This window comes from Falsiroseomonas tokyonensis (assembly GCF_019024325.1).
Taxonomy (GTDB): Bacteria; Pseudomonadota; Alphaproteobacteria; order Acetobacterales; family Acetobacteraceae; genus Falsiroseomonas; species Falsiroseomonas tokyonensis.
This window is the reverse complement of the sequence record NZ_JAFNJS010000013.1, coordinates 55598-73398: the sequence shown is the minus strand read 5'-3', so window position 1 is coordinate 73398 and position 17801 is coordinate 55598. Positions and strand designations below refer to the sequence as shown.

The following is a 17801-nucleotide window of genomic DNA, read 5'->3' as shown; positions in this document are numbered from 1 at the left end:
CGCGAGCGGCCCCTGCGTTTTAGGGCGGGAGGGTCCGTGCCATGCCGCGTGGCGACAAATCCAGCTACACCGACAAGCAGAGGCGCCAGGCCGCCCATATCGCCGAGGGCTATGAGAAGCGCGGCGTGCCGGAGGAGGAGGCCGAGGCCCGTGCCTGGGCCACCGTGAACAAGGAGGATGGCGGCGGCAATCGCAGCGGATCCGGCCGAGGCAAGCCGGACAGCCACGCCGCCTCCCGCAAGGGCGGCAAGGCCGCGGCGCAGCGAACGCCGGAGCAGCGCTCGGCCTCGGCTCGCAAGGCCGCAGCGACCCGCAAGCGCAACGCCGCCGCCAGGGCGCATTGAACGCGGCGCGTGCCGGCGCGTTTGACTCGCATGACCCAGCACCGCCTGTCCGACCCGAACCAGCCCCCGCCCGAGCTGCCCGGCCTGCCGCCGGTGAACCCGCCGACGCCGGAGCGCGAGGCGCCGCCGCCGCAGCCGGACACCATGCCCAGCCCGCCCGAGGCGCCGCCGAGCACGCCGGTGCCGGGCGAGGACCTGCCCTATCCGGGCCAGTTTCCGGAGGTGCCGAGCATCAGCCCGCCCGGCCCGCAGATGCCGCCCGCGGTCGCCTGAGCCTCAGCGCCGCTCGTCATCCCGGGGCTTGAGGCCATAGGGCGCGACCAGCGCCCAGAGGTGCGGTGGCACCATGTTCTTCACGCGCGCCGGCAGGGCCCGGCGCAGGTGCAGCACGGATTCGACCGCCTTCATCTCGACGCGCGCGCGGGCAAATTCCAGCCCGCGGGGCCCGATGCGCGGCATCAGCCAGCCAACGATGCCGCGCAGGAAGTCGGGCATGCGGCGCAGCGGCAGGCCGCCCGCTGCGCGCTCCGTATTGGCCAGGAAGCCGCGCACCGCGCCGGCCCGCTTGCCGGCGCTGCCGGGCGCGCTGGTCACCACCTCATTCCCCAGCAGGGTCAGCAACTCGGCGCCGCGGTCGTTGCGCACCAGCAGCCATTGCTCGCCCTGGCCGCCCATATAGCCGACGGTGATATCGGCCAGGACATTGGTGTAGTCGACGCAGGTCCGGCAGGTGAGGGGGAAGAAGTCCGGCGGAAGCTGGCTGATCGGCAGCTTCAGGAAGGGAATTTCCCGCACCCGCCCATCGGCGAAGCGCAGCTGCACCTGGTAGTCCGCGCGGAATTCCAGGTAGGTGATGCTGTCGGGATCGGCGTCCAGCAGTGCCAGGAACTGATGAAAATTTTCGGTGGTGGTGTTGTCGGAGCAGGGCGTGCCGATGACGTAGAGGCGTTCCAGCCCCAGCTCCGCCTCAAGCACCCGCAGCGCATGCACCTGGCAAGGAATGCCGATGATGGCCAGGCGCTTGTGGCCGGCCGCCCGCGCCGGCTCCAGCAGCGCCAGCAGCGGCGCATAGCCCATGCGCATGCCGCGGCACTGGGCCATGCCCTCCGGCTTCGTCACCATGACCGGCACCGGGCGCCACTTGTCCTCGGGGTCCGGCGCCATGGTCAGCACGGCATCCACCGCGCCCGCTTCCAGCAGTTTTTCGGCGAGGCGGGTGGTGATGCCGGTCCATTGCGCGCCGGGGCGCGGTTCCGCCAGGCGGGCCCGCAGCATCTGGCGAAAGGGGCCGAAATGCAGCTCGTCCGGCCGGGCCGGGTCGCGGGCGCGGCCATGCACCTGGGTCTCGAGCGCGGCGTAATCGGGTTGGATGAACTGGCAGGCCCGGCCGCAGGCCTTGGCGTCCTGCATGCGCGAAACGCCGCAATCCGTGCAGAGGCCGCGCGGCGCTGCAGGGCCGAGGACCGGCACCTGCACCGCCGCGGACACGTTCAGACGCCCTCGCAGCCGAGCCGCTTCAGCGTGGCATCGACCCAGGCGCGGTCAACGGTCCCGGCCTCGATCTCCGCCATCTGCTTGCCCTCGGCGGCGTGCTTCGCCTCGGTCGCCTTGCAGACCACCTCGGCATCCGCGAAGGGGATCGAGACGAAGCCGTCCTCGTCGCCCAGGATCATGTCGCCGGGCTCGATCACCATGCCATCCAGGCTGATCGGCACATTGATCTCGCCGGGGCCGTCCTTGTACGGGCCGCGATGCGTCACGCCGGCGGCATAGACCGGGAAGGGCTGCTGCGACAGCGCGCCCAGGTCGCGGATGGCGCCGTTGATGACGATGCCGCCCAGCTTGCGGCGCACCATCTGGGCCAGCATCAGCTCCCCGATGATCGCATTGGTCAGGTCGCCGCCGGCATCCACCACCACGACGTCGCCGGCCTCGGCCATGTCGATGGCCTTGTGCACCATCAGGTTGTCGCCCGGGCGGGTGCGCACCGTGAAGGCAGGGCCGGCCATGACGCCGCCCTTATGCATCGGCCGCAGGCGCGGGCCGGCGGCAAAGAGGCGGGACATGCTGTCGGAGACATTGGCCACGGGCAGCTTGCGGAAGCGCTCGATCAGCGCGGGGGCCACGGCGCGGGTGCGCGGCAGGATGCGGAAGCCGACGGGCATTGGGCGTTCTCCAGGCAGGTCCCTTGCTCGCCTACAGGCGGTGGGGGGCGGCGGCAAGATGGGGGCCGCGCGGGAATGTCATGGCAAGCGCGCTGTGCCCGCCCCATCTTCCGCCTCGCAATAACCAGGAGAGCGCCCATGGCGAGCATTTCCCGCAGCGGTTCCGCCCATTGGGAAGGTGGCGGCAAGGACGGCACCGGCCATGTGTCCACCCAGTCCGGCGTGCTGAAGGAAGCCCCCTATGGCTTCAACGCCCGCTTCGGCGATGGCCGCGGCACGAATCCGGAGGAGTTGATCGCCGCCGCCCATGCCGGCTGCTTCACCATGGCGCTGGCCTTCCAGCTGGCCGGCGCGAACCTGACGGCCACCCGCATGGACACCTCGGCCAAGGTCGGCATGGACCAGGTGGAGGGCGGCTGGAAGATTGCGCGGGTGGCGCTGACGCTGAAGGCGAAGGTGCCGGGCTGCGACGACGCCACCTTCCAGAAGCTGGCGGCGACCGCCAAGGCGAATTGCCCGGTCAGCAAGGTGCTGAATGCGGAGATCACGCTGGAGGCGGTGCTGGAAAGCTGAGGGGGGCGTTAAGCCCCCACCCAACCCTCCCCCGCAAGTGCGGGGGAGGGCTTAGATGAGCGCGGTCAGCAGCGGGCGGCCGTCGAGCTGGGCTTCCAGGTTCTCGCGCATCAGCCGGCCCATATCCTTCCGCGTCTCCACCGTGCCGCTGGCGGCGTGCGGCTGCAGCACGACATTGGGGAAGGTGAGGAATTCGGGGTCGATCGCCGGCTCGTTGAGAAAGACGTCGAGGCCGGCGGCGCCGATCCGGCCCTCCCGCAGCGCCGCCAGCAGCGCGGCCTCATCCACCACCGTGCCGCGCGAGACATTGACGAAGATCGCGCCGGGGTTCAGCGCCTCGATCGCCGCGCGGTCCACCAGGCCGCGCGTCGCCGCCCCGCCGGCGGCGGAGACGCAGAGCACATCGACATGCGGGGCGAGTGCCGCCGGCGTCGGGTAATGCGCATAGGGCAGGCCCGGCTGCGGCGCCCGGCCGGAATAGGCGATGGACATGCCGAAGGCGGCCGCCCGCGTCGCGATGGCCTTGCCGATGCGGCCCAGCCCGACTATGCCGAGCCGCTTGCCCCAGATGCGCGTGGTGAGCGGCATCGGCCCCCTGGCCTGCCAGGACCCATCCCGCACCCAGGCCTCGCCGAGGCGCAGGTTCCGCGCCGCGGCCAGCATCAGCATCATGGCCATGTCGGCCACTTCCTCGGTCAGCACATCCGGCGTGTTGGTCACGCGGATGCCGCGCGCGCGGGCGGCCTCGAGGTCGATGGCATCCACGCCCACGCCATAGCAGGCGATGATCTTTGTCAGCGGCAGCGCATCCATCAGCGCGGCATCGGCGCCGATCTCGCCCTTGGTGGAGATCGCGACGATGCTGTCGCGGCCCGCCGCCAGCATCGCGGGCTTGTTGGCCGCCTGCCAGTAGAGGTGCAGGGTGAAGCGCCGGGCCAGGGCCTCAAGATCCCAATCGGGCAGCTCGCCCACCACCAAGAGCCCCGGCTTGTCCGACATCCCGTTTCCCCGCACCTTCGCGCCGCAATCAAGGGCAGGAGGCGGGAATGACGCAAGGGCTGTTCGACCTGAAGGGGCGGCGGGTGCTGATCACCGGCTCCAGCCGCGGCATCGGCTTTGCCCTGGCCCGCGGCCTGGGCCAGGCGGGCGCCAGCGTGGTGCTGAACGGGCGCGACCCGAAGGTGCTGGCGGAGGCGACGCGCACCCTGGCCGCCGAGGGTCTGGACGTCACCGAGGCCGGCTTCGACGTGACCGACCCGCATGCGCTGGATTCCGCCATCGCCGAGATCGAGACCCGCCTCGGCCCGATCGAGGTGCTGGTGAACAATGCCGGCATCAACCGCCGCTTCCCCGCCACCGACGTGACGCCCGAGACCTTCCGGGAGGTGATGTCCACCAATGTCGAGGCCGTGTTCTTCATGGCCCAGGCCGTTGCGCGGCGGATGCTGCAACGCGGCCACGGCAAGATCATCAATATCGCCAGCGTGCAGTCGGAGCTCGGCCGCGCCACCATCTCCCCCTACGCCACCAGCAAGGGCGCGGTGCGGATGATGACGCGCACGCTGTGTGCCGAATGGGCCAAGGGCGGCATCCAGGTGAATGCGGTGGCCCCGGGCTATTTTGCCACGGACCTGACGAAGCCGCTGGTGGATGATCCGAAATTCACGGACTGGCTGTGCCAGCGCGTGCCGGCCGGGCGCTGGGGGAAGGTGGAGGAACTGGTGGGCGCCACCGTCTTCCTGGCCTCCCGCGCCTCGGATTTCGTCAATGGGCATCTGCTGTATGTGGATGGCGGCATGACGGCGGTGGTGTGAGGCGATGAAGCTCCTCGCATTCACCGCCGATGGCCGGGCCCGCACCGGGCGTTTGGAGGGGGAGCAGGTCGTTGGCTTCGCCGGCAACCCGGACCTCGCCACCCTGCTGGCCGAGGGCGCCCCGGCCGAGGCGGGGCGCTGGCCGCTCTCCGCCGTCACCCTCGCCGCGCCGCTGCCGGCCGCGCGGCTGTTCTGCATCGGCCTGAACTACCCCAAGCCGCATCCGCTGGGCGGGGAGGTGAAGGGCCCCGCGCATATCTCCTACTTCCTGAAGCACCAGGCGGCGCTGGTCCCGCATGGCGCGGCGCTGCGTCCACCGGGCGTTTCCGAACAGTTCGACTATGAATGCGAACTCGCCGTCGTCATCGGCAAGGCGGGCCACCGCATCGCCGAGAGCGCGGCGCTGGCCCATGTTGGCGGCTATACCATCCTGAACGATGGCTCCGTGCGCGACTGGCAGGCCCATAGCGTCACCGCCGGCAAGAATTTTTTCGAGTCTGGCAGCTGGGGCCCTTACGTCACGACCGCGGACGAGGTCGCGGATTGGCGCCAACTCCGCCTGCAGACCCGCCTGAACGGCCGCACCGTGCAGGACAGCCCCGCCGGTGCGATGTTCTTCGGCCTCGAAAAGATCATCGCCTATCTCTCGACCATCACGCCCCTGCAGCCCGGCGATGTCATCGCCACCGGCTCGCCCGAGGGCACCGGCGCGACCCAGAAGCCGCCGCGCTTCCTGGTGCCCGGCGATCGGCTGGAGTTCGAGGTTTCCGGCCTCGGCATCCTGGCCAATACTGTCGCCTGAACCTCCCCAAGGACCGGACCCGATGGACATCAACGCCCCCTCCCGCATCCCCGCCGGGATCGACGAGGCCGAGTGGAAGATCCGCTGCGACCTCGCCGCGCTGTATCGCCTGGTCGCGCACCACAAGATGACGGACCTGATCTACACGCACATCAGCGCCCGCATCCCCGGCCCGGAGCACCACTTCCTCATCAACCGCTACGGCGTGATGTTCCACGAGATGCGCGCCAGCGACCTGGTGAAGATCGACCTGGACGGCAATGTGGTGGACCCGCACCACCCCGCCGCGCCGACCACGGTGAACAAGGCGGGCTTCGTCATTCACTCCGCCATCCATGCGGCGCGAGAGGATGCGCTGTGCGTCGTGCACACCCACACCGCCGCCGGCATCGCCGTCTCCGCCCAGGAACACGGCCTGCTGCCGATCAGCCAGCACGCGCTGAAATTCTACGGCCGCCTCGCCTATCACGGCTATGAGGGCATCGCGCTGGACCTTGAGGAGCGGGACCGCCTGGTCGCCGATCTCGGTGAGCACAGCGCCATGATCCTGGTGAACCACGGGCTGCTGGTCACCGGCCGCTCCATCCCCGAGGCCTGGAACCAGATCTACTACCTGGAGCGCGCCTGCCAGGCGCAGGTCGCGGCGCTCTCCGGTGGCGCGAAGCTGATCCTGCCGCCGGAGGAGGTGCGGCTCCGCACCGCCAGCCAGTATGGCCGCGACCCCAACAGCCCGACCATGATGCTCGCCTGGGAAGCCAGCCTGCGCCTGATCGAGGGCGACCGCACCGACTGGCGCTGCTGAGGCGCCTCAGCCCTGGCGCCAGGCGGGGAAGGGGTCGGGCAGCTTCGCCCAGGCCCTGGGGCCACCCTGCATCTCCGCCTCGGTCAGCAGGCAGGCGTCGAGCTGGCGGCGCAGCGCCGCCTCCTCCATGCCGATGCCGATGAAGACGATTTCCTGCCGGCGGTCGCCATAGGGCGCCTGCCAGTTCGCCTTCACGCCCTCCCGCCAGCTGGGCTCGGACGGCCATTCCGCGGGGTCCATCGCGGCCCACCAGAAGCCCGCCGCCTCATGCCGGCCGGTCGCGCCGGCCAGGTGCCAGGACCCGGCCCAGGGCATGCGCGTCGCCAGCCAGAAGAAGCCCTTGGCCCGCACCACGCCGGGCAGCGGGCCCTCGATCAGCCGCTTGAAGCGCGCGGGATGCAGCGGGCGGCGGGCCTTCCAGACGAAGCTGGCGATGCCGAATTCCTGGGATTCCGGCAGGTGTTCGCCAGCCAGCGCCTGCGCCCAGCCCGCCGCCTGGCTCGCCCGCCCGAAGTCGAATTTTTGCGAGTTCAGCACATGGTCCAGTGGCACCTGGCCCTCAATGCTGGAGATGATCTCGGCCTGCGGGTTGAAGGTGGCGAGCAGGGCGGAGAGGCGGCCGAGATCGGCCTCGCTGACCAGGTCCGCCTTGTTCAGCACCAGCACATCGGCGAATTCCACCTGCTCCACCAGCAGGTCCACCAGCAGCCGCGTATCCTCTTCGCCCGTGGTCTGGCCGCGCCGGGCCAGGCTGTCGGCGGAGGCATAGTCGCGCAGCCAGGCCTGGGCATCGACCACCGTCACCATCGTATCCAGCCGCGCGATGTCGGATAGCGAGAAGCCGTCCTCCGTCCGGAAGTCGAAGGTGGCGGCCACCGGCATGGGCTCGCCGATGCCGGTGCTCTCGATCAGCAGCGCATCGAAGCGGCCCTCGGCGGCCAGCTTCGCCACCTCCTGCATCAGGTCCTCGCGCAGGGTGCAGCAGATGCAGCCGTTCGACATCTCCACCAGCCGCTCCTCGGTGCGGGACAGCGTGCCGCTGTTGCCGACCAGGGCGCCGTCGATATTCACCTCGGACATGTCGTTGACGATGACGGCGACGCGCCGGCCCTCGCGGTTCGCCAGGATGTGGTTCAGCAGCGTGGTCTTGCCGGCGCCGAGGAAGCCGGAGAGCACGGTGACGGGCAGGCGGGTGTCGGTCATTCCAGGGGGATCCGTCCGGCTTCGTCGAGGCAGAGCAGCAGGCGCGGCGGGGCACCCGGCCGCAGGGGTGGCGCGCGATGGATCAAGCCGGCGCCGCGATTGCCGGGAAATCCCTCGCCCTTCAGCAGCGCGACGTCGCCGGTGGCGAGACGCTGCGCCGGCATGGCGGGCGCGCCATCCCGCAATTGCCGCGCGGCCGCGGCGCCGCCGGGCATCGGCAGCCATTCGGTGCCGGCGCCGCGATAGGTACACAGCAGCCGCAGCCCCACCGCATCGGCGTGCCAGAGGTGGCAGCCCGGCCCGGCCAGCGCCTCCAGCCGCAGCCGCAGGCGAGGATCGCCGGCCAGATGGGTGAAGAGCCGGGCGAGCTGCAGCAGGTCGAGCAGGAAGGCGGCGGGCACCGCGGCGGGCAGGGCGGCGGCGATGCGGTCCACCGCCGCATCGGGCCTGTCCTCCGCCGTCAGGGCGAAGGGGCCCCGGGCGGCCAGGCTGCGGGCGCACTGGTCGATGGCGCGCGGCAGGCGACGGGTCCAGATGGCGAGATGCGTGCTGGGGCGCAGGATGCCGGAAAGCACCTGCGGCGAGGGGCTCGCGAGGCTGGCGGGACCCAAGGTGGCGGCGAAGCCTTCGATGAACATGCGGCCTTGGCAAAATGTTATAACATAACATTGCACCACACTGTCACGCATGCAAGATCGCCGATCAACAGATAGTCATTCGCCTAAGTGATCTTGCGCCCCCGCCGACGATCTGTATGGTTAGTCATATGACTAACCAACCCGCCGCCCTCGACCGCGCCTTCCAGGCCCTCGCCGATCCCACCCGCCGCGCCATCCTGTCCCGGCTCGGCGCCGGCCCGGCCTCCGTCAGCCGCCTGGCGGAGCCCTTCACCATGGCCATGCCCACCCTGCTGCAGCACATCCGCGTGCTGGAGCAGGGCGGGCTGATCGGCACGGAAAAGCGCGGCCGCGTGCGGATCTGCGCGCTGCGCCCGGAGGCGCTGCGCGAGACGGAGGACTGGCTGGCGCGGCAGCGCGCCGCCTGGGAAGGCCGGCTGGACCGGCTGGACAGCTACCTGCTCACCATGAAGGACCAAGCCGATGGCGTCTGAGATCACCCCCCAACTCGACCCTGCCCGGGACCTGCAGTTCACCCGCATCGTGCCGGTGCCGCCGCGCCTGGTCTGGATGGCCTGGACGCGGCCGGAACACCTGGTGAAGTGGTTCACCCCCGCCCCCTGGCGCACGCTGGAGGCGGAGATCGACCTGCGCCCGGGCGGCATCTTCCGCACCGTGATGCAGGGGCCGGAGGGGCCGCCGATGGACAATGCCGGCTGCTACCTCGAGGTCGTGGACCAGCGCCGCCTGGTCTTCACCGATGCGCTGCAGCCCGGCTGGCGCCCGGCCCCCACCTCCTTCTTCACCGGCATCATCGCGCTGGAGGCGGTGGAGGGCGGCACCCGCTACACCGCCAGCGCCCTGCACAAGGACGCAGCGGATTGCGAGCGCCATGCGGCGATGGGCTTCGAGCAGGGCTGGGGCACGGCGCTGGACCAGCTCGTCGCCCATGTGCAGTCGTTGCCCTGATCGGCGCCGCTATCCCGGCAGGCGATACAGCGGCTCCAGCGCCAGACGGCGCAGCGCATTGCGCGCCAAAGCCTCGATCTCCCGCCGGTCGGTCGTATCGGGGTCCACCGCCAGCCAGGCGGCGGCCAGCCGGTGCCAGAAGACCGAGAGATCCAGCAGCTGGTCCCGCAGCACCAGCTGTTCGCGGATCAGCCGGGTCGGCGCCTCCAGCGGCAGCGGGCGGCGCATGGCGGCCTCGGCGCCGGCCAGCAGGGCGGCGCTGGTGCGGCGCGGCCGGCCGATGATGGGCAGCAGCCCCTCCATCGCGCGGGTCAGCAGGTCCCCGGCCCAGCGGCGGTCATTGCCCAGTGCATCGCGCGTCCGCCGCACCATGCGCTCCATCGCCTCGTAATCCGGCTGGCTGGCGGCGGCGGCCAGCACGCGGGCATGCGCATTGGCCAGCAGCTGCAACCGCCGGCCGAGCGGCGCCATGGTGGCCATGGGAAAGCCGCCCTTGGTGATGCAATGGGCGATCGCCGCTTCGAACATGGAGGGGCCGGGCGGGGTGCGGCGCATCGCCTCGGCCAGCGCCTCGCCCTCCTCGCCCGCGGTCAAGGCGAGGCGGGCGACGAGCTCCGAGGTGGCGGCATAGAGGTGATGCTCCGCCACCGGCTCGGGATCCTCGTCCAGCAGGGGCCCCGGCACGGGATCGCCGGGGCGGATCCGCTCCACGCAGCGCAGCGCCGCCGGCACCAGGCGCAGCAGACGGAAGTCATGCGTGCCTGGGGCGATATCCAGCAGCAGATGCGCATTCTCCAGGTCGGCCAGCATCCGCATATGCGCATAGGGCCGCACCAGGCCGATACCGCCGGAGGGATCGCGCTCGAAGGCCATGCCCGGCTCGCGCAGCCAGCTCGCCTGGAAGTCGAAGTTGGGCGGCGGCCAGGTCTCGCCTTCCGCGGTGCCGGGAAAGCGCACCGGATCGAAGCCGCGCGGGTCCGGCAGGCTCGTCAGGGAGGCTTCGGAAAGGGGCACGGCGGCAGGATGCGGCACGGCGGTTAACGCCGGCTGACCGGCGCCCTTCGCACTCGCGTGAGCAATCCCCTTCGTGCGCCGCGCGAGCGAGCCTCTTTGCGCGCCGCGCGCGCGGCCCCTTCGCGCGCCGCGCGAGCAATCATTGACGCCAAGGGCTCCGGCGCGCGACCTATGGACAAATCAATCCTGGAGTCTTGCATGCGTCGCCGCGCCTTTGCCCTGGCCGGGCTGCTTCCGGCCGTCATCCTGGCGGCCTGTGCCGCGGACCCGCGGGAACTTGTGGGCCAGCCGCCCCGCGTGGTCTTCTTCGAAGTGGACAGCGTCGATCTCGACGAGCCGGCGCAGGCCGTGCTGGCCGATGCCGCCCGCCTGGCACGCCGCCATCCGCAGGTGCCGGTCCAGGTGCGCGGCTATGCCGGCCCGGCCGGCGGCGCCGCCTTCAACCGGGAACTGTCCCAGCGCCGCGCGCAGCAGGTGGCGGATGAGCTGATCAAGCGTGGCGTCGCCGCCAGCCGCATCCAGGTGGTCGGCCGCGGCCCCGTGCCCTTCGATTCGGTGCCGATCGAGAGCCGCCGGGTCGAGGTCATCATCGGCTATCCGTGACGCCGATGGGGCAGGGCAACCTGCCCCATCGCCGCTCTGCCCTGGGCGCCGCGGGCCAGAAGTGGCAGACAGGGCCATGCCCGATGACGGCCGATTCCCCGCCGCGATGCCGGACCACCCCGAGGACTGCACCGACCCGCTCGATGTGCTGAGCCGCGTCTTTGGCCACCCCGGTTTCCGCGGGCGGCAGGAGGAGGTGGTGCGCCATGTCGCCGGCGGCGGCTCCGGCCTGGTGCTGATGCCGACCGGCGGCGGCAAGTCGCTGTGCTTCCAGGTGCCGGCGCTGTGCCGGCCGGGCGTCGGCATCGTGGTCTCGCCGCTGATCGCGCTGATGGAGGACCAGGTCGCAGCCCTTCGCCAGCAGGGCGTGGCGGCGGCCGCGCTGCATTCGGACCTGCCGGAGGGCGAATCGCGCACCGTGCTGCGCGACCTGCACAATGGCGACCTGAAGCTGCTCTACGTCTCGCCGGAGCGCCTGGCGCTGGAGGGCATGCTGTCCCGGCTGGAGACGCTGCCTGTCGCGCTCTTCGCGGTGGACGAGGCGCATTGCGTCTCCCAATGGGGGCACCACTTCCGGCCGGAATACCGCGGCCTCGGCGTGCTCGCCGAACGGTTTTCCCGCGTGCCGCGCCTGGCGCTGACGGCCACCGCCGATCCGCGCACGGTGGAGGACATCCGCCGCCAGCTGGGCCTGGCCGAGGATCCGGTGTTCCGCGGCGGCTTCGACCGCCCCAATATCCGCATCGAGGCCGCGCCGCGGGAGGCGGAGCGATCCCAGCTGCGCGCCTTCCTTCGGGAAGAAGCCGGCAAGGGCGGCGCCGGCATCGTCTATTGCGGCACCCGCAACAAGACCGACCAGACCGCCGAATGGCTGCGCGGGGAGGGGCACGACGCGCTGGCCTTCCATGCCGGCATGGAATCGGAGGCCAAGCGCGACGCGCATCGCCGCTTCGCCCGCGGTGACAGTGTCGTGATGTGCGCGACCATCGCCTTTGGCATGGGCATCGACCGGCCCGATGTCCGCTGGGTGGTCCACCTGGATCTGCCGAAATCGCCGGAGAGCTGGTACCAGGAGATCGGCCGCGCCGGCCGCGACGGGCTGCCGGCCCGCGCGCTGCTGCTCTATGGCGCCGGCGATATCGCGCTCGGCCGCCACCGGATCGAGGAAAGCCCGGCGGCGTCGGAGCAGAAACGCATCGAACGGCAACGGCTGGACGCCATGGTGGCGATCGCCGAGGCCGCCACCTGCCGCCGCCAGATCCTGCTGCGCTGCTTCGGGGAGCCCGAGCCGCCGCCCTGCGGGAACTGCGATGTCTGCCGCGCGCCGCCGCGACTCTTCGACGGCACTGTCGCGGCCCAGAAGATGCTCTCCGCCGTGCTGCGCACCGGGCGGCGCTTCGGCGTCGCGCATGTGGTGGACGTGCTGCGCGGCAAGCTGACGGACAAGGTTGCGCAATTCGCCCATGACCAGCTGCCGACCTTCGGCGTCGGCAAGGATTTTTCCGAATCCGCCTGGCGCGGCGTGGCGCGCCAGCTGGTGGCGCGCGGGGTACTCGATGTGGCGGTGGAAAACCACGGGGAGCTGGTGCCGACGGACGCCGCGAAGCCGATTCTGAAGGGCGAGGAGAAGGTCATGCTGCGGGAGGAGCTGGTGCAGGCCTCCGCCGCGCCCGCCCGCAACGCCCGCAGCGCCGGCGGCAGCGTGGCCCCGGTCGGCGATGCGGTCTTCGAGGCGCTGCGCGACTGGCGCCGCGGCGAGGCGCAGGCGCAGTCCGTGCCCGCCTATGTGATCTTCCAGGACCGCACCCTGGCCGAGATCGCCGCGCAGCGGCCGCGCAGCCTGGACCAGCTGGGCGAGATCGCCGGCGTCGGCCGCACCAAGCTGGATCGCTATGGCGAGGCCGTGCTGCGCGTTCTGGCGGCGATCTGACCCGCCTGGCTATTCCGCCACGAAGCGGGTGCCGTTGCGCTGCCGGTCCCAGAACATGGTGATGGTGCTGACGCGGCACAGATTCACCTGGCGCAGCTCCGACTGGTCGCGATCCGCATAGACCACCTTGATGTCCCAGAGGCATTCGCTGGAACCGCCGGAGAAGGTCACGTTGAAGGTCCGGCCATTGGCCAGCACGTTCTGGCCCAGGATGTCGCGGCCCCAATTCGGGCTGCTGGACGGGCCGATATAGACCTCGTCGATCTGGTAGCCGGTGCGGTTGACCATGGCGAAGTCCTGGCGGCCCTGCGCCTGGGCCGCGGAGGCAAGGCACGTCGCAACGAGGCTGGCGAGCAGAAGGCGGCGCATCGGGCGGTTCCCCTCAGGTTTTTGCAACGCCGCAGTCTGCGCTGGGAAAGTTGATGTTGCGAAGGGCGTTTCGGGGTCGAAATGTGGCACTTCATGCCGGACCGCCGCTTTCCTGCGCGCGGGCCCCACGAAACCTTCGGCGCGACGTGAACGTTCTGGCAACTCGTAAGGGAGAGACCAGCATGGCCGATCGCAACCAGACCTCCAACCAGGCCGCGGCGGAGGAGGAGAATCCGAAGACGGCGCCCGATCCAGGCTCCAATACCATCAAGGATCCGTCCGACTGGACCACGGGTGACGAGGCGATGACCGGCGCTCAGGCGTCCTAACTGAAGACGCTGAGCGAGGAGGCGAAGGAGGACTTCGATCCCTCGCTCTCCAAGGCGCAGGCTTCCATGCGCATCGATGAGCTGCAGGCCAAGACCGGCCGCGGCAAGGCCTGATGCGCGGTGCGGCGGCCGGTGGTCCGGCCGCCGCGGGGCTCAGGCATAGGCGCGTTCGACCAGCGGGCCGGGTGGCGGGGCGGAGGCGATCTCGCGGATGATCTTCCGCTTCACCGCCGTCTCGAAGGCCTCGAAGCCCTCGGCCACCATCAGGAAGGCGCCGGGGCCGCCGATCACCTCGTCCCGGTAGTAGTCATCCAGCGGCGGCATCCCGGCCGCCCAGGGCTGCGGCGAGCGGTCGATCACGGCGAGGCCGTTCATCACGATGCCCTTGGCCAGCGCATCGGCCCGTGCATCGGCCACGGGGCGGCCGGAATTGCTGATGCCGTCGCCGGAGATGTCCACCACCTTCCGCGTGCCCTCATAGCCCTGGCCGAAGAGTCCGGCGGCATAGTCCATGGCGCCGGAGATGGAGGTGTAGAGCCAGGTGCGGCGCGGTGCCGCATCCAGCGCCTGAGCCAGGCCCTCGGCGCTGGCGGCGCCATCGATGCGGGTCCAGGGCACCAGCAGTTCCTGGATATGCCAGTCGGACCAGGTGAAGAGGGTGACGGCGATCTGCCCCAGCGGGCCGCCGGCGATGCCCTCGATCAGCCGGGGATCGCGGAAGGCGGCGGCGTAGCCCTTGAACTGCAGCTCCTGCTCCTGCTCGTCCACCGAGCGGCTGACATCGACGGCCAGCACCAGCTCGATATCGACCGGCTCCTGAGCGCGGGCCGCGAGGGGGCGGAGGATGCAGGGGGTCGCGAGGGCCCCGGTGATGAGTCCACGGCGGGTGAAGGATCCGATCCGCATGGCACGCGCTCCTATTCAGCCTGGTGGCCGTGCCTGCGCGAATGCTCCCGCGGGCTAGGTAGGGCGCATTATGCTGCACCGCAACATAAGAAATCCTTAAAATCAGGCGGTTGGTCGCCAGAATTGCCTGGATCAGGGCAGTTTTTTTTGAGTTGCCATCTTCTAAGGCAATCCTAACAAGGATTGCCTGCTGCAGTGCAGGGTGAGCGCGGTTTCTGCCCGCGTCTCAGAGCCTTCCGGGACGGTGCTCGCGACGCGTCTACGCCTGCCAGCGGGTGCTGCCGATCGCCTCCAGCGCATTGGCGCGGTCGCGCAGGGCGGAGAGGGCGGGGAATCGTTCGGCCGCGAGGTCGGGCAGCACCACATCGGCGAAATCGAGCCTGGCCACCGCCGTCAGGTCGGCCAGCGTCGGCGCTTCGCCGCAGAGCCAGCCGCCCGATTCCGCCAGCTGGTCCAGGGCGGCGAAGCCGGCCTGGGCCTGCCCGATCTGCTTGGCCAGGTTGTCGGCCCAGCGCAGCGCCTCCGGCCGGCGCGATTCATAATAGGCGGCCACCACCTTCTCCGTGGCGCCGGTGGCCAGCGCATTGGCGCGCAGCACCGCCCGCCGCGCCGCGCCGCCGCGGGGCACCAGGGCGCGGTCAGGCCCCGCCAGGTCATCCAGCGCATCGAGGATGGCGGCGCTGTCGACCAGCACCTCGCCATCCTCCATGACCAGGGCCGGCACGCGGCCCAACGGGTTGAAGCTGCGGATCTCGGTGGCGTTGTCGACCGTGCTGAAGGGCCGCTGCGTGTAGCGCAGGCCGAGCAGGTTGAGGGCGGCCGCCGTGCGGCGGACGAAGGGGGAGAGGTTGCGGCCGATGAGGATCATGGCCGGCAAATTCCCAGTCGGCCGCGCAAAAGGGAAGGGACCTGCGCAAAAGAAAAGGGGGCGCCTCGCGGCGCCCCCTTCCCCAATTCCGGCGAGAAGCCTGCGATCAGCGCAGGACGATCTCGACGCGGCGGTTCTGCGGCTCGCGCACGCCGTCGGCGGTCGGAACCAGCGGGCGGCTCTCGCCGAAGGCCTGGATGGTCATGGCGGAGCGGGCCACGCCACGGCGCTCGAGCTCGGCCGCCACGGCGGCGGCGCGGCGCTCGGACAGGCGCTGGTTGTACTGCGGCGTGCCGGAGCGGTCGGCGTGGCCGGAGACCTCGATGCGGGTCGTGCCGACGCGCTGGCTGTTCGTCGCGGCTTCCGCGATGATCTGGCGGGCACGGTCCGTCAGGTCGGCGCGGTCGAAGTCGAAGAACACCAGGTAGGTGCGGGCGACGGCCGGGGCGGCGGCCGGCGGGGCGGCCGGGGCCACGACCGGCGGCGGCGGCGTCACGCCGAAGGCGTAGCGCAGGCCGAGCAGCAGGCTGTGGTTGTAGTTGTCCATCTCCGCGGTGCCGCGGCCGGAGTTGTCGCGACGGGCGTCAACCTCGTTGTCCAGCGTGCCGAGGAAGCGGTACTCGGCGGTGATGGCCAGGCCCGGCACCTGCGCGATCGGGAAGGCCGCGCCGACGATCGCCTGGTAGGCGAAGCTGCCGTCGGTGCCGTCGATGCGCACGGTCGCGCCGCTGTTCACGCCGCCACGGATGTCGTTGTCCACCCACTGGTAGCCGGCGCCGACGCCGACATAGGGGGTGAAGAAGCTGCCCGGGCCCAGGTCGAAGTCATACAGGGCATTGGCCATCACGCCATAGGTCACGGCGCGGCCGAGCGAGCGGCCGTTGCGCGGCACGCCCATGCCGGAGACATCGTCCACGTCATTGGTGCGGTAGGAGCCCTCGATCTCGGCGCGGACGCCGTTACCGAAGCCGTAGCCCAGGCTGAGCACGCCGACGAAGCCGTAGTTGAACTCGGCGGTACCGGTACGCGACGCGCCGACCGTGCTGGCCATGCTCGGCGACAGGGTGATGTCGGATTCCTGACGCAGGTTCACACCCGCGCCACCGCCGATGTACAGGCCGCTGATCGGCTGCGCGTTTGCGGCCACAGGCATCGCCAGCACCGTCGCGGCCAGAAGAATTTTCCTCAGGCTCATTGATTTTCTCCTCTCGAACAAACGCGGCACCGGGTGGCTCGGCCAATTCACCGTCGCGGTTCATGCCACCGCACCAGATGCATGAGGGTTATCTACACCGGTTTTCGCGCTTAACCATCGGCCATGCAGCACAATCGCCGCGCTGTGATAATCAAGCCACAGTCCCCCATGGCAAATTGGTCACAGGGGCGCGAGCAGGTCCGGTTCGGACGTATTTGCAAGCGTCCCGCACGGCAAAAGCCGCGTCGCATGGCCCAGTTTCCGGCCCGGGCGCGCCTCCGCCTTCCCATAGAGGTGCAGCGCAACATCGGGCGCCGCGGCCAGGCGCGGCCAGGCGGCAAAGCTCTCCGGCCCGACCAGGTTCTTCATCACCGAATCGGCGTGCCGGCCCGGTTCCGGCAGGGGCAGTCCGGCCACCGCGCGCATATGCAGCTCGAACTGCCCGTGCCGGCAGGCATCCATGGTCCAATGGCCGGAATTGTGCGGCCGCGGCGCCATTTCATTGGCCAGCAGTGTGCCGTCTGGCAGCAGGAACATCTCCAGCGCCAGCACGCCCACCAGCTCCAGCGCCGTGGCCAGGGCGGCGACATGCGCGCGGGCCTGGTGGGCGACCGACTCGGCGACCAGCGCCGGGGCGAAGGTCAGGTCCAGGATGTGGTGGGCATGGCGGTTCTCCACCGCGTCGAAAGTCACCACGGTGCCGTCCACGCCCCGTGCTGCGATGGCCGAGACCTCCTTCGCGAAGGGGATGAAGGCCTCCAGGATCAGCGGATGCGGGGCGAGGCGTTCGAAGGCCTCCGCCGCTTCCTCCGGCCGCCGCAGCACGGCCTGGCCGCGGCCGTCATAGCCCATGCGGGTGGTCTTCAGCACCGCCGGCAGGCCGAGTTCGGCGATGCCGGCCTGCAGATCCTCCAGGCTATGCACCGCGCGCCAGGGGCCCACCGGGATGCCGGCCTGTTCGAAGAAGCGCTTCTCGGCGATGCGGTCCTGGCCGATGCGCAGCGCGGCGACGCCGGGGCGGCAGGGCACCAGGGGCGCCAGCGCGTCCAGCGTGGCGGCCGGCACATTCTCGAATTCGAAGGTCACCACATCAACCGCCGCGGCGAAGCGGGCCAGCGCCGCGGCATCGGTGTAGGGCGCGACGGTACGGGCGGCCGCCACCTGCATGCCGGGGCTGTTATCCTCCGGCGCATAGATGTGGCAGCGATAGCCGAGCGCCGCGGCGGCGAGGGCCGACATGCGGCCGAGCTGGCCGCCGCCCAGGATGCCGATGGTGGAGCCGGGCGGGAGCATGGCGG

At 70.6% G+C, this 17801-nt stretch carries 21 protein-coding genes and 1 pseudogene; 11 read left to right on the top strand and 11 right to left on the bottom strand.

Features of this window, described 5'->3' with window-relative positions:
- Positions 1–41 precede the first annotated feature (41 nt).
- On the top strand, positions 42–344 hold the full coding sequence (locus tag J3S20_RS27495; RefSeq protein WP_216840127.1) for a plasmid stabilization protein: 303 nt from the start codon (positions 42–44) through the stop codon (positions 342–344).
- Between the two features lie 30 nt (positions 345–374).
- A complete protein-coding gene (locus J3S20_RS27490; RefSeq protein WP_216840126.1) occupies positions 375–617 on the top strand; it encodes a hypothetical protein in 243 nt (80 codons plus the stop codon).
- 3 nt (positions 618–620) lie between these two features.
- Here J3S20_RS27490 and J3S20_RS27485 read toward each other — a convergent pair whose 3' ends face one another.
- On the bottom strand, positions 621–1832 hold the full coding sequence (locus J3S20_RS27485; RefSeq protein ID WP_343215315.1) for a Coenzyme F420 hydrogenase/dehydrogenase, beta subunit C-terminal domain: 1212 nt from the start codon (positions 1830–1832) through the stop codon (positions 621–623).
- A 2-nt stretch (positions 1833–1834) separates the two neighbouring features.
- Positions 1835–2509, bottom strand: coding sequence for an RraA family protein (locus J3S20_RS27480; RefSeq protein WP_216840125.1), 675 nt, complete (start codon positions 2507–2509; stop codon positions 1835–1837).
- 138 nt (positions 2510–2647) lie between these two features.
- Here J3S20_RS27480 and J3S20_RS27475 point away from each other — a divergent pair, with 138 nt between their 5' ends.
- Positions 2648–3082 carry an OsmC family protein gene (locus J3S20_RS27475; RefSeq protein WP_216840124.1) on the top strand — a complete coding sequence of 145 codons (435 nt, stop codon included), beginning with the start codon at positions 2648–2650 and terminating at the stop codon, positions 3080–3082.
- Between the two features lie 51 nt (positions 3083–3133).
- On the opposite strand, the gene J3S20_RS27470 is transcribed toward J3S20_RS27475, so the two are convergent.
- Positions 3134–4081, bottom strand: a complete 948-nt coding sequence (locus tag J3S20_RS27470) for a 2-hydroxyacid dehydrogenase (RefSeq protein WP_216840123.1) — start codon at positions 4079–4081, stop codon at positions 3134–3136.
- 47 nt (positions 4082–4128) lie between these two features.
- On the opposite strand from J3S20_RS27470, the gene J3S20_RS27465 reads away from it, so the two are divergent.
- Genes J3S20_RS27465 through J3S20_RS27455 form a run of 3 tightly spaced genes read left to right on the top strand, consistent with a single transcriptional unit; the run spans position 4129 to position 6500 of the window.
- Positions 4129–4896, top strand: coding sequence for an SDR family oxidoreductase (locus J3S20_RS27465; protein ID WP_216840122.1), 768 nt, complete (start codon positions 4129–4131; stop codon positions 4894–4896).
- A gap of 4 nt (positions 4897–4900) precedes the next feature.
- Positions 4901–5698: a fumarylacetoacetate hydrolase family protein gene (locus J3S20_RS27460; protein WP_216840121.1), complete on the top strand. Its 798-nt coding sequence runs from the start codon at positions 4901–4903 to the stop codon at positions 5696–5698.
- 22 nt (positions 5699–5720) lie between these two features.
- Positions 5721–6500, top strand: coding sequence for a class II aldolase/adducin family protein (locus J3S20_RS27455; protein ID WP_216840120.1), 780 nt, complete (start codon positions 5721–5723; stop codon positions 6498–6500).
- A gap of 6 nt (positions 6501–6506) precedes the next feature.
- On the opposite strand, the gene zigA is transcribed toward J3S20_RS27455, so the two are convergent.
- Together zigA and J3S20_RS27445 are read right to left on the bottom strand one after the other, a co-directional pair.
- Positions 6507–7703: a zinc metallochaperone GTPase ZigA gene (gene zigA / locus J3S20_RS27450; RefSeq protein ID WP_216840119.1), complete on the bottom strand. Its 1197-nt coding sequence runs from the start codon at positions 7701–7703 to the stop codon at positions 6507–6509.
- Positions 7700–8341: a DUF1826 domain-containing protein gene (locus J3S20_RS27445; RefSeq protein ID WP_216840118.1), complete on the bottom strand. Its 642-nt coding sequence runs from the start codon at positions 8339–8341 to the stop codon at positions 7700–7702. The genes zigA and J3S20_RS27445 overlap by 4 nt, the downstream gene beginning before the upstream one ends.
- A gap of 128 nt (positions 8342–8469) precedes the next feature.
- On the opposite strand from J3S20_RS27445, the gene J3S20_RS27440 reads away from it, so the two are divergent.
- A complete protein-coding gene (locus J3S20_RS27440) occupies positions 8470–8814 on the top strand; it encodes an ArsR/SmtB family transcription factor (protein WP_216840117.1) in 345 nt (114 codons plus the stop codon).
- Positions 8804–9289 carry an SRPBCC family protein gene (locus J3S20_RS27435; RefSeq protein ID WP_216840116.1) on the top strand — a complete coding sequence of 162 codons (486 nt, stop codon included), beginning with the start codon at positions 8804–8806 and terminating at the stop codon, positions 9287–9289. The genes J3S20_RS27440 and J3S20_RS27435 overlap by 11 nt, the downstream gene beginning before the upstream one ends.
- 9 nt (positions 9290–9298) lie before the next feature.
- Here the strand turns inward: J3S20_RS27435 and J3S20_RS27430 are convergent, their stop codons facing one another.
- Positions 9299–10303 (bottom strand): hypothetical protein, encoded by a 1005-nt coding sequence (locus tag J3S20_RS27430; RefSeq protein WP_216840115.1) that lies wholly within the window; start codon positions 10301–10303, stop codon positions 9299–9301.
- Positions 10304–10501: 198 nt separating this feature from the next.
- On the opposite strand from J3S20_RS27430, the gene J3S20_RS27425 reads away from it, so the two are divergent.
- Both J3S20_RS27425 and recQ read left to right on the top strand, forming a co-directional pair.
- Positions 10502–10906, top strand: coding sequence for an OmpA family protein (locus J3S20_RS27425; protein ID WP_216840114.1), 405 nt, complete (start codon positions 10502–10504; stop codon positions 10904–10906).
- 76 nt (positions 10907–10982) lie between these two features.
- The gene (gene recQ / locus J3S20_RS27420; RefSeq protein WP_246603340.1) at positions 10983–12836 is read left to right on the top strand and encodes a DNA helicase RecQ; all 1854 of its coding nucleotides are present in this window, start codon (positions 10983–10985) and stop codon (positions 12834–12836) included.
- A 9-nt stretch (positions 12837–12845) separates the two neighbouring features.
- Here the strand turns inward: recQ and J3S20_RS27415 are convergent, their stop codons facing one another.
- Positions 12846–13205, bottom strand: coding sequence for a hypothetical protein (locus J3S20_RS27415; RefSeq protein WP_216840113.1), 360 nt, complete (start codon positions 13203–13205; stop codon positions 12846–12848).
- Between the two features lie 53 nt (positions 13206–13258).
- Here J3S20_RS27415 and J3S20_RS31010 point away from each other — a divergent pair.
- Positions 13259–13648 (top strand): annotated as a pseudogene (locus J3S20_RS31010) (DUF3072 domain-containing protein).
- A 39-nt stretch (positions 13649–13687) separates the two neighbouring features.
- On the opposite strand, the gene J3S20_RS27405 reads toward J3S20_RS31010, so the two are convergent.
- The 4 genes from J3S20_RS27405 to J3S20_RS27390 form a co-directional block, all read right to left on the bottom strand.
- On the bottom strand, positions 13688–14440 hold the full coding sequence (locus J3S20_RS27405; protein WP_216840112.1) for a DUF1194 domain-containing protein: 753 nt from the start codon (positions 14438–14440) through the stop codon (positions 13688–13690).
- A 259-nt stretch (positions 14441–14699) separates the two neighbouring features.
- Positions 14700–15308: a glutathione S-transferase family protein gene (locus J3S20_RS27400; RefSeq protein ID WP_216840111.1), complete on the bottom strand. Its 609-nt coding sequence runs from the start codon at positions 15306–15308 to the stop codon at positions 14700–14702.
- 106 nt (positions 15309–15414) lie between these two features.
- Complete coding sequence (locus tag J3S20_RS27395; RefSeq protein WP_216840110.1) at positions 15415–16503, bottom strand: OmpA family protein; 1089 nt, start codon at positions 16501–16503, stop codon at positions 15415–15417.
- A 180-nt stretch (positions 16504–16683) separates the two neighbouring features.
- Positions 16684–17796, bottom strand: coding sequence for a 5-(carboxyamino)imidazole ribonucleotide synthase (locus J3S20_RS27390; RefSeq protein ID WP_216840148.1), 1113 nt, complete (start codon positions 17794–17796; stop codon positions 16684–16686).
- Positions 17797–17801 lie beyond the last annotated feature (5 nt).

Excerpts from the sequence above, each read along its gene's own strand:
- J3S20_RS27400 (WP_216840111.1), bottom strand. The coding sequence starts at position 15,308 with ATGATCCTCATCGGCCGCAACCTCTCCCCCTTCGTCCGCCGCACGGCG.
- recQ (WP_246603340.1), top strand. The coding sequence starts at position 10,983 with ATGCCCGATGACGGCCGATTCCCCGCCGCGATGCCGGACCACCCCGAG.
- J3S20_RS27455 (WP_216840120.1), top strand. The coding sequence starts at position 5,721 with ATGGACATCAACGCCCCCTCCCGCATCCCCGCCGGGATCGACGAGGCC.
- J3S20_RS27465 (WP_216840122.1), top strand. The coding sequence starts at position 4,129 with ATGACGCAAGGGCTGTTCGACCTGAAGGGGCGGCGGGTGCTGATCACC.
- J3S20_RS27415 (WP_216840113.1), bottom strand. The coding sequence starts at position 13,205 with ATGCGCCGCCTTCTGCTCGCCAGCCTCGTTGCGACGTGCCTTGCCTCC.
- J3S20_RS27390 (WP_216840148.1), bottom strand. The coding sequence starts at position 17,796 with ATGCTCCCGCCCGGCTCCACCATCGGCATCCTGGGCGGCGGCCAGCTC.
- J3S20_RS27460 (WP_216840121.1), top strand. The coding sequence starts at position 4,901 with ATGAAGCTCCTCGCATTCACCGCCGATGGCCGGGCCCGCACCGGGCGT.
- J3S20_RS27470 (WP_216840123.1), bottom strand. The coding sequence starts at position 4,081 with ATGTCGGACAAGCCGGGGCTCTTGGTGGTGGGCGAGCTGCCCGATTGG.
- J3S20_RS27425 (WP_216840114.1), top strand. The coding sequence starts at position 10,502 with ATGCGTCGCCGCGCCTTTGCCCTGGCCGGGCTGCTTCCGGCCGTCATC.
- J3S20_RS27495 (WP_216840127.1), top strand. The coding sequence starts at position 42 with ATGCCGCGTGGCGACAAATCCAGCTACACCGACAAGCAGAGGCGCCAG.
- J3S20_RS27440 (WP_216840117.1), top strand. The coding sequence starts at position 8,470 with ATGACTAACCAACCCGCCGCCCTCGACCGCGCCTTCCAGGCCCTCGCC.
- J3S20_RS27395 (WP_216840110.1), bottom strand. The coding sequence starts at position 16,503 with ATGAGCCTGAGGAAAATTCTTCTGGCCGCGACGGTGCTGGCGATGCCT.
- zigA (WP_216840119.1), bottom strand. The coding sequence starts at position 7,703 with ATGACCGACACCCGCCTGCCCGTCACCGTGCTCTCCGGCTTCCTCGGC.
- J3S20_RS27405 (WP_216840112.1), bottom strand. The coding sequence starts at position 14,440 with ATGCGGATCGGATCCTTCACCCGCCGTGGACTCATCACCGGGGCCCTC.
- J3S20_RS27435 (WP_216840116.1), top strand. The coding sequence starts at position 8,804 with ATGGCGTCTGAGATCACCCCCCAACTCGACCCTGCCCGGGACCTGCAG.
- J3S20_RS27475 (WP_216840124.1), top strand. The coding sequence starts at position 2,648 with ATGGCGAGCATTTCCCGCAGCGGTTCCGCCCATTGGGAAGGTGGCGGC.
- J3S20_RS27445 (WP_216840118.1), bottom strand. The coding sequence starts at position 8,341 with ATGTTCATCGAAGGCTTCGCCGCCACCTTGGGTCCCGCCAGCCTCGCG.
- J3S20_RS27490 (WP_216840126.1), top strand. The coding sequence starts at position 375 with ATGACCCAGCACCGCCTGTCCGACCCGAACCAGCCCCCGCCCGAGCTG.
- J3S20_RS27480 (WP_216840125.1), bottom strand. The coding sequence starts at position 2,509 with ATGCCCGTCGGCTTCCGCATCCTGCCGCGCACCCGCGCCGTGGCCCCC.